Origin of the sequence: Nocardia sp. NPDC058518 (genome assembly GCF_042719655.1) — a bacterium.
Lineage (GTDB): Bacteria > Actinomycetota > Actinomycetes > Mycobacteriales > Mycobacteriaceae > Nocardia.
This window is the reverse complement of the sequence record NZ_JBHXNJ010000003.1, coordinates 380,093-392,203: the sequence shown is the minus strand read 5'-3', so window position 1 is coordinate 392,203 and position 12,111 is coordinate 380,093. Positions and strand designations below refer to the sequence as shown.

11 protein-coding genes and 1 pseudogene are annotated in these 12,111 nt (G+C 64.9%); 7 read left to right on the top strand and 5 right to left on the bottom strand.

Annotated elements, in window-relative coordinates:
* The first annotated feature begins 751 nt into the window (after window positions 1-751).
* On the top strand, window positions 752-1,309 hold the full coding sequence (locus tag ACFWPX_RS08890) for a hypothetical protein (protein ID WP_378926929.1): 558 nt from the start codon (window positions 752-754) through the stop codon (window positions 1,307-1,309).
* 285 nt (window positions 1,310-1,594) lie between these two features.
* Here the strand turns inward: ACFWPX_RS08890 and ACFWPX_RS08885 are convergent, their stop codons facing one another.
* A complete protein-coding gene (locus tag ACFWPX_RS08885) occupies window positions 1,595-2,500 on the bottom strand; it encodes a TolB family protein (protein WP_378926928.1) in 906 nt (301 codons plus the stop codon).
* 328 nt (window positions 2,501-2,828) lie between these two features.
* Between ACFWPX_RS08885 and ACFWPX_RS08880 the strand changes: the two genes are divergently transcribed.
* Window positions 2,829-3,536 (top strand): hypothetical protein, encoded by a 708-nt coding sequence (locus tag ACFWPX_RS08880; RefSeq protein WP_378926927.1) that lies wholly within the window; start codon window positions 2,829-2,831, stop codon window positions 3,534-3,536.
* 283 nt (window positions 3,537-3,819) lie between these two features.
* Here the strand turns inward: ACFWPX_RS08880 and ACFWPX_RS08875 are convergent, their stop codons facing one another.
* Window positions 3,820-4,812 carry a PucR family transcriptional regulator gene (locus tag ACFWPX_RS08875; RefSeq protein WP_378926926.1) on the bottom strand — a complete coding sequence of 331 codons (993 nt, stop codon included), beginning with the start codon at window positions 4,810-4,812 and terminating at the stop codon, window positions 3,820-3,822.
* Between the two features lie 345 nt (window positions 4,813-5,157).
* Here ACFWPX_RS08875 and ACFWPX_RS08870 point away from each other — a divergent pair, with 345 nt between their 5' ends.
* The 5 genes from ACFWPX_RS08870 to ACFWPX_RS08850 are packed head-to-tail and all read left to right on the top strand — an operon-like array spanning window position 5,158 to window position 10,263.
* A complete protein-coding gene (locus ACFWPX_RS08870) occupies window positions 5,158-6,654 on the top strand; it encodes a flavin-containing monooxygenase (protein WP_378926924.1) in 1,497 nt (498 codons plus the stop codon).
* A complete protein-coding gene (locus ACFWPX_RS08865) occupies window positions 6,651-7,505 on the top strand; it encodes a short-chain dehydrogenase/reductase (RefSeq protein ID WP_378926923.1) in 855 nt (284 codons plus the stop codon). Before ACFWPX_RS08870 ends, ACFWPX_RS08865 begins: the two co-directional genes overlap by 4 nt.
* Complete coding sequence (locus tag ACFWPX_RS08860; protein ID WP_378926922.1) at window positions 7,502-8,233, top strand: alpha/beta fold hydrolase; 732 nt, start codon at window positions 7,502-7,504, stop codon at window positions 8,231-8,233. Before ACFWPX_RS08865 ends, ACFWPX_RS08860 begins: the two co-directional genes overlap by 4 nt.
* Window positions 8,234-8,281: 48 nt before the next feature.
* Entirely contained in the window at window positions 8,282-9,424 is a 1,143-nt protein-coding gene (locus ACFWPX_RS08855) for an amidohydrolase family protein (RefSeq protein ID WP_378926921.1), read from the top strand.
* Entirely contained in the window at window positions 9,421-10,263 is an 843-nt protein-coding gene (locus ACFWPX_RS08850) for a short-chain dehydrogenase/reductase (protein ID WP_378926920.1), read from the top strand. The genes ACFWPX_RS08855 and ACFWPX_RS08850 overlap by 4 nt, the downstream gene beginning before the upstream one ends.
* An 88-nt stretch (window positions 10,264-10,351) precedes the next feature.
* Here ACFWPX_RS08850 and ACFWPX_RS08845 read toward each other — a convergent pair.
* The 3 genes and pseudogenes from ACFWPX_RS08845 to ACFWPX_RS08835 form a co-directional block, all read right to left on the bottom strand.
* Window positions 10,352-10,525, bottom strand: a pseudogene (locus tag ACFWPX_RS08845) (hypothetical protein); the annotation flags it as partial.
* Window positions 10,462-10,617, bottom strand: coding sequence for a hypothetical protein (locus ACFWPX_RS08840; protein ID WP_378926919.1), 156 nt, complete (start codon window positions 10,615-10,617; stop codon window positions 10,462-10,464). The pseudogene ACFWPX_RS08845 and the gene ACFWPX_RS08840, both read right to left, overlap by 64 nt.
* Window positions 10,618-11,582: 965 nt before the next feature.
* Window positions 11,583-11,885, bottom strand: a complete 303-nt coding sequence (locus ACFWPX_RS08835; RefSeq protein ID WP_378926918.1) for a hypothetical protein — start codon at window positions 11,883-11,885, stop codon at window positions 11,583-11,585.
* Between the last annotated feature and the right edge of the window lie 226 nt (window positions 11,886-12,111).

Here is a 12,111-nt window from a genome sequence, read left to right as displayed (position 1 = left end):
GTGCTCTCTCGCGTGGGGTGGCTCCTCCCCGCCGCGCGCCTGCCCGCGGGGTCGGGGGGGTGGGGGGTTCCGCCGCCCCCCCCCCCCCCCCCCCCCCACGGCATCGACGGCTTGCGACACCACGGAGGACGCGGGAAACCCGCGCGTGACGTTCTTTTGGGGTACGGGGGTTGTTGTTCTGCGTCGCGTTGACGCGATCCGCGGGTAGTTTTACGACGGTTCTCTCGGGGTGTGGCTCTGTGGCTCGACGTTGCTGGCTACGAAGGATGGAGTTCTGTTGCGGGCGTTTAGGGTTCGGATGCCGTCGGGCAGACTGTATTGAACCGTCATCAGTGAAAGCTATGACGTCCAACCGGTCGCCGACCGGTATCTGAGGGAGTTGCGGTTCGGCAGGGATAGGGCGGAGTCGACCTCGAAGGCGTACGCGGAAAGCGTTGCCCTGTATCTGCGATGGTGCGCTTGCATCGGGTCGTGAATGACGTTGTGCAGCAGTCGATCTCGGGTTGTTTGTGGAGTGGTTGCGCTACACCCCGGCGCGCGGTACTGGAGTAGCACCGGGGCCGGGAGCCGCTCCGGTGCGGCAGTCGGCGCGGATCAACAAGATCCTCCGCGCGGCAAACCGTGAACTGTTCGCCAACATGAACAGACGAACGTGACCATCACCTACGCCAAAACCATGCTCGGAACGCCCGGGTCGCGGCATTATCGTGCGTCCATGCTGTAAGCACCTGATGGTGCTTATGCTCGCAGAATGTCCACGATTGCTACTGCCCAGGTCATCCATGGTCTTTCCGCAGTGGCAGTAGACCACCTACTCGTGGGGTGCTACTGGCCATCTATCGCACAAGTCCTGCTAGCTCAAGGCTTCTCGTGGCCAGCCCTAGCCGATCTGGTAGCGATGGATGGAGACGACGACAGCGCACTCGAGGTCAAGCTCAAGGAGCTTCACGACCAGGTCGACCGCGACCTCGACACAGCACCGCGCCTTGAACCCTGGAATGTTGTCGCCGGAATCTACGGCCGCGCCTGGCGGATGGACTTGATTGATCCGACCTCCGCGATGTGGCGAATGGACAGCCTTTGGTGGCAGGTCCGCGACTTGGACGACGACGAGGAGAATGACGGTATTCGCCTCATCTGGGCAGGAATGGGAGTCAAGGAGCAAGATGACGGGGAACTCCCATGGCAGGCTGTTGATCGACTCGGGGTCGAAGTACTCACCGAGGCGGACTTGCTGCTGCCACCGAGAGCGCTGGACCACTCGCTCTGCAAAGCCATTCGAGATGCCTTGGAAGCCAATGGATACTGATTTGCCGCTCCATGCTACTCAAGCTGTACGGCCGCTTCACCTCGGCGAGCCTGCAAGTTTCTCACTCGAATCGACTGTTCACTTGCACGCTGGATGCCGTGGTCCACTCAAGTAGAACCGCACGCAAATCGGCAGATGCGGACGTTCGAGACCGCCCGCCCAGCGGCATGTGCGTGCGTTCGGCCGACCACGGCCTGACTGGTCGGAACGGCCCGGCAAGCGAGTGTGCGTGCAGCTGAGCCAGCTTGGTCGAGCGACCGATCGCGTCCGAGAGGGAATGGCCACTCATGAACCGGGATTGCCGCCCCAGCTTGCCGCCCGCGCGGGCTGATTCGGTTCGGTGAGGCGGCGCGGATCGCTGCCGTCTGGGTTCATCACCCAGATCTCGGCGCCCGTCATCACCTTTGCCGAATTTTGGGTCCAGCGGGTGACGAGCAGGTGGGTGCCGTCGGGGGAGAACGCCGGAAGGGTCGTGGAATAATAGGGGTCGGGCGAGGGAAGTGCTGTGCCCTCGCCGGTGAGGGGGCGGATATTGCCGCCGTCGGCATCCATCAGATAGGTCTCGGTCCGGTTATGGCCGCGTCGTCCGCTGGCGAAGACGATCCCGGATCCATCCGAAGTGAAGGCCGGAGTGATCGCATCCTCGAGCAGCGCGCGCAGCTCTGTGCCGTCGGCGTTCATCAGCCAGAGGGTGCGGTCCAGAGTGAATGCGATCTGTGAGCCGTCCGGAGAGAACGTCGGCGATTGTGGGTAGGTCAGGCGCTCACCCATGCTCCCCGTCAACTTCTTTCGGTCGGTTCCGTCGGCATCCATCACGCAGATACTGCGGTGGCAGGCGAAGGCTATGCGAGTGCCGTCGGCGGAAAACGCCGGATATGATCCGTCGTCGGCGAGTTGTACAGGGTCGCTCCCGTCGGGGTTCATGAGGATGATCCCGGACTGGCGGATTACGATCTTCGAGCCATCCGGAGCGAAATCCGGCTCGTATCCGGCGGCGATCCGTGTCACCGCGGTGCCGTCGGAATTCATCACATACACCGACGGGCCGGAGGGTCCTCCGTTGTCGGTGAACGCGATCTTCGACGGATACATCGACGATCCAGACTTCGTGACCGGTGCCGGAGTCGGCACCACCCCGGTCTCCGCTTCACAGCCCGTCAGCAGGCCCACCGACACGACGATGGCGGTCATGGCCTGTAAGGTCCGGCGTCTTCGATAAAGCATGTCACTCAATGTATTTCACCTTCGAAACGCACACGCGGTGCGTCGACGACGTGCTCGGCGAACCGCGGACCAGCGCGTCGAGATCGAGGTTCGGTGGCGGCCACGGGCGAGAAGCCGACGGATCGACACACGCTGAAATCGGCAGAAGCGGACGTCCGTGACCGTGCTATAGGAAGCAGGGGTGCGGACGTTCGTGACCGCGCGCCCAGCGGCATTACAGTGCGCGGTTGGTGAAGCGAAGTCAGAGGTCGGCTGTATGGTCCGTTTCGTGTCTACGAGTATCAGAGTTTGTTTCATGGCCCGTGGTTTGGTTCCCGCTCAGGCGGATGCGGTGGCGGCTTTGTTCGGGCACGTGGTGCGGGACGAGGGACTGCATCATGAGGTCGCGCTGGCGCGAAACAACAACGAAGACGGAACCGTCGATGTGGGAGTCAACTCGCCGGAGCCAGTGAGCTTCAGTCGCTTCTACTCCTGGCGGGAGAACTTCGAAGAGCGTTTGCAGGGTCAGGTAGCCACGGTGGCGCCGGGCGCAACGGTGTCGTTCGAATGGGGCTTCCCCGATCAAGAAGTCGAACAAGCCTCGGCTATTGCTGCGGTGCCCGTCTCGGCGCCGGTGGACTGGGCGGAGTTCACCCCGCGGCTGGCCACAGTATTGATCGGGATGCCCGAGGGCGCGGTCGTCACCTTGGCTGCTGGCGCGAATCAGTGCTTACAGTTTCTGCAGGGATGGATCTGTTCTATCGGTGGTTCGATGACTTCCGAACAGGAGCAGTTGTTGGTGGCCGCAGGTTGGCAGGCCCCGTCCACAGCGCCGAACTGGCACTGCGAATTCCCGATCGGTAGGTCAGCCTGTGAGCAGACTGCGAGTCGTGTCACCGAGGTGATGCGCCATGTGCTGGGAATCAACTCGCCTTCCGGGTTGACCGTCGAGGTTTGGAACGATCAGCTCGATGGCCGTAACCCCGAAGTGGCCGTCCTCGGCCTGAGTAGCCCTACGAGGTGACAGCGCCCGGCCGAGCGCGTTGAGGAGCGCACGCAAATCGGCATTATGGTGCGTTCGCCGGACCAAGGCAGCGGCTGCCTCCACCGGAAACTCATCGCGCTCGCCTTCGTCGGCCTACGCCGGTCCGGCGTCAGCTGCGACCTGCCCACAGAACTCGGACAACATTCACGCTGACCAGCACAACACCTGTCGCGATTTGCTACAGTCCCCTCAACGCCGCTGGGCTGCAAAAACCTTGGTCGGAAGCGGATCACGCGCCCGGGACCCCCAGAGAAGTGATCACTCAGCGGTCGCGATGGAGCAGCCACCAGGCGAGGACCAGGTCATCGGTCCGGTCGAGGTCGAGGCCGGTGAGGTCGGTGAATCGAGTGAGCCGGTAGCGGATGGTGTTGCGGTGAACGTGCAAGTGCCGGGCGGTCTCCTCGACCTTCCGGTCGAGCCTGAGATACGCCTTCACGGTCGCGAGGATCTCGCTACCGGCGCCGCCGTGCTCGCGAAGCGGCTGAAGATGCTTGGCATCGAGTGCCGCCGCGGCGCGGTCGCCACTGTCGAGCAGGGGGAGTGGGCCGAGTGAGGCAAGGTCGACGTAGCCGAGTTCGCCGTGCTCGAGAGCGATCGCCAGGGCATCGCAAGCGTGTGCGTAGGAGGAGTGCGCCTCGTGCGGAAGAGTCGCGGGGCCGATGCCGACCGGGCGGCGAGTCGTTCCATCGGGCCGACGCGGCAGCAGCGCGATGAGCTGGCCGTCGATGACTGCGTCGATGACCGGCAGCTCGGTTGTCGCGCCGTTGGTACGCAGGGCGGCGAGGATGTCCGAGCTCATGGCGGTGTCGTCCCAGTCGGTACACGCCACCCGGTAGAGGTGGTTCGGGTCGACGCGATAGCGCGGTGCATCCGCGGCGAGGGCGGACAGCGGCATCGTTCCCTGAACCAGTGTTCGCAGGAAGTCCGCGCGGCGAGCGGCCCCGACAACCGCCCGTTCTTGCTGCACCGAGTACACGGCGGCCGAGAGGGCCGTGGCCCAATCCCATGCGAGGCCCTGCACGGCGTCGACTTCGTCGGCGGGTAACCCCAGGGCTCCAGCCTCTTCGCGGATGAGCGCGAAGATCTTTCGACCGCCCAGCTGGATGCTGTGGGCCACGAGCTCGAGCGGGATCTGCTGGTCGGCCCATTCACGCGCGAGAGCGGCGACACCGTCCAAGCTGCTGGTTCGGTCAGGGTCGCGGAGCTGGCCGATCACCATGCGCAACACCGCGAGGCTGTTGGCTTCGATCGACACCGGATCGACTGTGTCGTATACCGGGATGCTCGCGCGGTAGACACGAGTCAGGTCACCCGCGAGCTGGCCCAGCCGGGGTTCAACGGCGTCGAGCAGGGCCCCGAGGTGAGGGTACTCAGCCAGCAAGGCCAGCCCTATCATGTCTGTGTGCCCAAATTTCACCGGAATCGCCTCTGATCTGGATGGCTGTTGGGCCATATCTTATGCGGATGCACAATCCGCTGGAAATGATTCGGTGTCTGTGCCCATACATATCGCCGACCACGAGGCCAACACTTGGATCAACTCGAGGCGGCGGATGCCGTCGCTGGATTCCACCGGACAGCGCAGATCAGGAGTACTTCTGTGACGGATACATATGACACCGGCCGAGCCAGGCCACGGGTGGCGATCATCGGCTCCGGTTTCGCCGGGGTCGGCGCGGCGATCGCGCTCGAGCGCGCCGGCATCGCCGATGTCGTGGTTCTCGAACGCGCCGACAGCGTCGGTGGTGTGTGGCGCGACAATGACTATCCGGGTGCGGCCTGCGACGTGCAGAGCCATCTGTATTCGTACTCCTTCGCGCCGAACAGCGAGTGGCAGAACATGTTCGCTCGCCGCGACGAGATCCTCGCCTACTTCGAGCGGGTCACCGACGAGTTCGGTATCGGTTCACGCGTGCTGCTGAACTGTGCTGTGCGGGAAATGCATTGGGATGCCGACGCGGCGTGCTGGACCCTGCACACCGCCCGCGGCGAGATCGAAGCCGAGCATGTGGTGGTCGCGACCGGAGCGCTGGCCGACCCGGTTGTTCCTGGTATTCCGGGAAGGGACCGTTTCGAGGGTCCGGTGTTCCACTCCGCGCGTTGGGACCATTCCTTCGACCTACGAGGCAAGCGCGTAGCGGTGGTGGGTACGGGCGCGTCGGCGATCCAGTTCGTGCCCGAGATCCAGCCGCTGGTCGAGCAATTGACCGTTTTCCAGCGGACCGCGCCCTGGGTGGTTCCGCGACACGACCGGCCGATCGGAGAGCGTGAGCGCGCGGTGCTGCGATCGGTGCCGTTGCTGCAGAAAGCGGCACGGTTGCGGATCTATCTCGAGCGCGAGCTGACCTTGCTCGGTTTCCGTAATCCGGCCCTGATGGCATTCACCGAGCGCACAGCGCGAAATCATCTGCGCAAGAGTGTTTCCGACGTCGGCCTGCGTGCCAAACTGACGCCCGACTACCGGCTCGGCTGCAAACGCATCCTGATCTCCAACGACTATCTGCCCGCCCTGGACGCGCCGAACGCGGACGTGGTCACCAGCGGCGTGCGTGAATTCACCGCCCGCGCTGTCGTCGACAACGACGGAGTCGAGCATCCGGTGGATGCGGTAATTTTCGGGACCGGGTTCGAGACCGACCGTCTCCCGCTGACCGACCGGATCTACGGTCCGGGCGGTGCCACCATGGCCGAAGTGTGGGGGCAGAGTCCTAGCGCCTATCTCGGTACCACCGTGACCGGGTTCCCGAACGTCTACTTGATGCACGGGCCCAACATCGCGCTGGGGCACACGTCGGTTCTGACGATGTTCGAGTCGCAGATCAACTACCTCGTCGAGGCGATCCGCTACAGCGCCGAGCACGAGTGCTGTGCGATCGAGCCATCACCCGAGGCGCAGGCGCGGTTCCGCGCGCTGGTCGACCGGCTGACCGACGGCAGCGTATGGACCGCAGGCGGCTGCTCGAGCTGGTACCTCGACGCCACCGGGCGCAACAGCAACCTCTGGCCTGGCTCCACCCTCACCTTCCGGCGAATGACGCGTCGTTTCCAACCTTCTGACCACGTATTGCGCACCGTCGGTAAGGAACTGATCTCGTGAAGAACTTCAACGGCACAGTCGCGGTGATCACCGGTGCGGGCTCCGGAATCGGGGCAGAGCTCGGACGGCAACTCGCCGCTCGCGGCGCGAGGGTAGTTCTTCTCGACCGGAATTTCGCCGCCGCACGGACGGTTGCCGATTCCTATACGCCGCCGGCGTCGGGTCAGCATCGAGCGCTCGGTGTGGACGTCACCGACAGTGGTTCGCTCCGGCAAGCGGTGGAGCAGATCGTCGCGGAGTTCGGCCGGATCGATGTCGTCGTCGCCAATGCCGGAGTTGCCGAGGCCGGCACTGTCGCGGTGAGCGATATCGACACACTCGCTCGCACAGTCGAAGTGAACCTCACCGGCGTCATCCGCACCGTCCACGCCACCCTCGCCCATGTCATCCAGGCCAACGGGTACTTCCTGCTCGTGTCCTCCGCGGCCGCCTTGAAGAACGTGCCGGGCGGCTCCGCCTATGCCGCCTCCAAGGCCGGAGTGGAGGCGTTCGGCGGCGCATTGCGTCTCGAAGTCGCCCACAAGGGCGTCGGGGTCGGCGTGGCCCACCCTGCGTGGACCCGAACGCCGATGTACGACGCGCAGAACGAGATCGCCTCCGTCGCCCATGCGATCACGCAGCTTCCGTGGCCGTTCGGCGTAGTCACCGACGTGCAGGACGTCGCCTCCGCGTTCATCGACGGAATCGAACACCGCCGCCGCAAGATCTATGTGCCCCGAGCGCTGGCGGCGGTCGACAAGGTACGCGGGGTGTTCACCGGCGCGCTCTGGGACGCCGTGCTGAAACCTCGTGTCGCGCGCACCGTTCCCGTCATCGAGGACGAGATCCTGGCCCGAAGAGCACGCCGGTGATCTCCGCGACTGTGGTGCTCATCCACGGACTCGGCAGTTCACCCGCCGTATGGAGTCGCGTCGATCCCCTCCTTCTCACGCACTCCGCGCATGTCGTTCGCCCGGTGCTTCGCGGTGAGGTCTCGATCGAACACGAGGCGGATTGGATCGCCCGATACCTGAACGAGCGCCGGATCAGATCAGCCGTGGTCGCCGGACATTCGATGGGCGGACTTGTGGCCACGGCCCTGGCCGAGATCTGTCCCTACCTGGTCGGTCGCTTGATTCTGATCAACACTCCACCGCGCGTCGAGAGCCGGATCAGCGCACGCGGTGCCGCCGAGCGCTTACTGGCTGTGCCGCTGCTGGGGGCAATGGCGTGGCGCCTCGCCCCGCGAGCTCGTGTGATCGCAGGTCTGGCCACCGCATTCGCTCCCGGCACACCGGTTCCGGAGGCCTTCGTCAGCGACCTTCGGGCCACCGGCCGGTCCGCGTTTCTGCGCTCCACCAGGGCGATCGACGACTATCTCCGACTCCGACCCCTCGATGCCAGGCTCGCGCGCCTCGCCCAACCGACATCCGTGCTGTTCGGGCTGCGTGACCAGCGAGTGGACCCCGAGTCCATCCGCCACTTTCGTGGTCTGGCCAACGTTGCGGTGACCACCCTGCCGGAGGCGGGACACACCCCGCCCTGGGAGGCGCCGACCGCGGTCGCCGCCGACATCGTCGGCCCTGCCCGCGAGCACTAGATCGTCACGGCCCCGCCGGAGTGGGCCGACCAACTGAAAGGAGTTGTGGTGGCGCACTATTCGACCGCCGCTTGGCCGACAGCCGTGATCGACCCGCACATGCATCAATGGGATCCGTGCGCCACACCTCGGCACGTGTCCAGGCAGGCGCGGCTGGTCCGTCCGATGTCTCGCGTCCCCCGCGGGATGCGGTGGTTGGCCCGCCGGTCCGATCGCGAGTTCATCGGGCACCCCCATCATGTTCTGAAGCCGTACCTGCCCACGGATTACCGCATCGATGCGGCTGAGCTTCCGGTCGCCACAGTCGTTCATATCGAAGCGGCTTGGCGATCGCGCCTGCACATCGGCTCGGTCGACGAGACCCGTTGGGTGGCAAGTCTGCCCTTCGGCGAGAACGGCTCACCGACGCTCGGTGCGGTGGTGGTGAACACCGATCCTCGCTGGCCCGACGCGGCCACGGTGCTCGACGCACACCTCGCGGCCAGCCCAATGGTGAGAGGAGTTCGATACTCGGCGGCGCATCACCCGGACCCCGGGGTGCGCGACTTCGCCGATGCACCTCACACACTGTCCGCCGCAAAGTTCCTGCGCGGCTTCGATGCTGTCGCCGAACGTGGCCTGAACTTCGAGTTGTGGCTGTATGCCCATCAACTGCCGGATGCGACTGTGCTCGTCGGCAAGTTTCCCGAGACCACGTTTGTCCTCGACCACTACGCGACCCCGGTCGGGCTCTTCGGCCCCCGCGGTCGCCGCACCGCGCGCACCGCACGAGAGCGGGCCGGGATGCTGGCGCTGTGGCGCGACGAAATCTCTACTCTCGCTGCCTTTCCCAATGTGGTGGCCAAGCACTCCGGGCTGGGGATGCCGCTGCTCGGATCCACCGTCCGGGAGCCGATCGCCAGTGCCACGCTCGCCGAGGTGACCGATATGGCCGCGCCGCTGATTCGGCACCTTCACGACAGCTTCGGGCCCGAGCGCACGATGTGGGCGTCGAACTATCCCATCGACAAGCCGGTCCACTCGATCCCCGCCAGTGCCCGCATCCTCACCGAAGTCCTCGGTGCCGACGCCGTCCCGCACCAACTGTTCCACGACGTCGCCCGGCGCACCTACCGCCTCGCGGATTCCCCGCTCCGTGCGCGAAACCGGCGACCATCCGTCGTATCGAACAGCTTTCGGGAGATTCGATGAAAAGCAGCACCCTCGCGGGAAAGGTAATTCTGATCACCGGGGCCGCGGGCGGTATCGGCCGGTCGACCGCGGCCCACCTGATCGCGCGTGGGGCAGTGCCCGTTCTCGCCGACCTCGATGCCCGTGGCCTGAAAGAAGCGGCAGCCGAACTGTCCGGCAACCCGCTCACCGTAGTAGTGGACGTGACCGACTCCGCGTCATGTGACGCTGCTGTCGAGACAACGATCCGACACCACGGCAGGATCGACGTGGTGTGGGCCAATGCGGGAATCTCGGCATTCGGCCCACTCGACCTGATGGACAGCGACGTGTGGCGCCGGGTCGTCGAAGTGAACTTGCTCGGCAGCTACAACATCGTCAAGAGCGCCCTGCCGAGCATCATCGAGCAACGGGGCTATGTCGCACTGACCGCCTCGTTCGCTTCCTTCGCGCATTCTCCAGGTCACTCGGCCTACGCCGCTTCCAAAGCTGGCGTGGAGGCGTACGCGAATTGTCTGCGCAGTGAGTTGGCTTCCACAGGAGTGCAAGTCGGAATCTTCCATCCGGGCTGGGTCGACACTGCGCTGGTGACCGACAAACGCGACAACCAGGCGGCGTTCAGGACCTTGCTCGCCAGCCTTCCTGGGCCGCTACGAGCGCTGACTCCCGTCGAGGACGTGGCCCGCGTCCTCGCCGATGCCTTCAGCCGACGAAGCGCCAAAGTCATCTTTCCGCGGCTCGGTTGGGTACTGCACTCCTTGCGTGCGTTGCTGCCGACGAACATCGTCACGGCACGAGCGCGGAAAGCGGCCCCTGAGATCCGCAGATTGTTCGCCGAGCAGGTGCATCCCCATCACTAGCCGCTTCGCCTCGAAACGGCAGCGCCGCACCGCTGCACAACCTGTTGCCATACCTACGAAGCGTGCTCGTGGATTCCGGGTGCTGCTCCTATCCGATCGTGGCGGACCAGCTGGCGAGCAGTCTCAGACCCTCTTCGTCGGCGGTTCCGGAGGTTGCGCTGTAGGCGACCACACTCAGGCCGCTTTCGTCCGGCAGGGTCATGGTCTCCTGGTCGAATTCCAGGTCGCCGACGAGCGGATATTCGCCCCGCAGGTGGTATCGGCGTACGTCTCCGAGTACCGGGCGCGGGCGAGCGGCTTGGCGGCGAGCGTGTCGAGGCGATTGTTCATCACCGACGCCGGCAGCCCCGGCATGCCTTCGACGATTCGCGAGTCGCTGGGCCGAACCGTCGGCCGGACCGCTCGCTGCCGGGGCTTGGGTGCCGGTCCTGCCGCGCGGGGGAGGTCGTACAGATCACGCGCTCGGTGCCGTCGAGTCGCAGTGCCTGGGCCAGCGCGCCCACGCTGTCGGAGACCACCTTTAAGGCTGCCGCGCTCCCAGTGCATGTAGGACTCGACGCTCACCCCGGCGAGCAGGGACGACTCTGCACTCCTAAGGCCCGGAGCAGCTCGCGCGATCAGCGGCACAGTGGTTGGCAGGAGCATCACTGGTAGATCGAGAACGGCCACTCCGTGGATTCATTGTCGGCCGCTGTCGGCGGATCCGAGCAGGGCGTGGAGTAGAGCCCCCACCAGTCATAACCTGTTCCGTAGGACCATGCGCCGCCGTGCTTGTCTGCTACTCCGTGCCAGCACCAGTGGGCGGCGGTGACTTCGATCTGGCCCCAGGGCAACCGTTCACTCGGCCAAGGCCCAGGTATGCCTAGCTGGGCCACCTCGAACCCGCTCTGCTGGCGAGGGTGCAATCCAAGTCGTCGCAACGCGCCACTATGGATCTCGACCACAGTCCCTATGGGTGGCAGCGGGCCGGGACAGTCCGCTGGTGGATTCCACCAGCGGAACTCGTCTTCACGCAGTGGCGTCCAGTCGATGCCGCGCCGACGCAGTCAACCTGCCAGGAATCGGCGAGGTGGCAACTTCAGCCGAGTTCCGTACCAGCCGACAGTGATCCAATCTCTGTCGTATGTGGCCAGTACATCGTAAGCATGGACATGTGCCAATCATGACCGATGAGGTCGCCAAGGCGAATACACGCGCATCGGCAGAAGAGTGCGTTGGGCGACTGGTGCCGCGGCCCTCGGGATCGCGCGGGTCGCGGCATTACAGGACGTTCGATCGCTACTACCCACCTCTACTAACAAGCCTTGGGAGCGGCGCATTCAAGCTACTGGTGCGCCAGTGCGGTACACGAAGATTCGGATGCTGGCCGCCTCTGCCGTTGCGGTGAACTGGTCGAGTCGGTCAGTGGGCAGAATGCCGAGCGTGAGCCCATCTCCGTCGACGGCTACACCGATCACAGCCACACCGTGTTCGGCCGCGCGGTCGGCCATCTGCGGCAAGAAGCTTCGGCGGTAGTCCGGTTCCCAGTGCTCGATCCGACTACAGTCGTACCACTCCCAGGTCATCCCTTCCGGAAAGCCAGGTAGCCCTTCCAAGTCGTCTGCAATCTTTCGCCACTTCACGTAGGGGTACAGAATCGCTAGCGGACACGAGCTTTTCGACTCGCAGTGAAGAGGCTAGGCCCTGTCTGCATGGGGTCACCTTCCCTTCGCGAGACGGCAGAGGGCCAATCTGCGGCCAACCGTGGTGTGCCAGACTGACGTGCGCACACGCGGGCGGCAGGCATCAATCCGCCGACTATTGCCGATCGGTCTATCCGTCCAGGCTTCCAGGCCGTCCTCGGGCCGT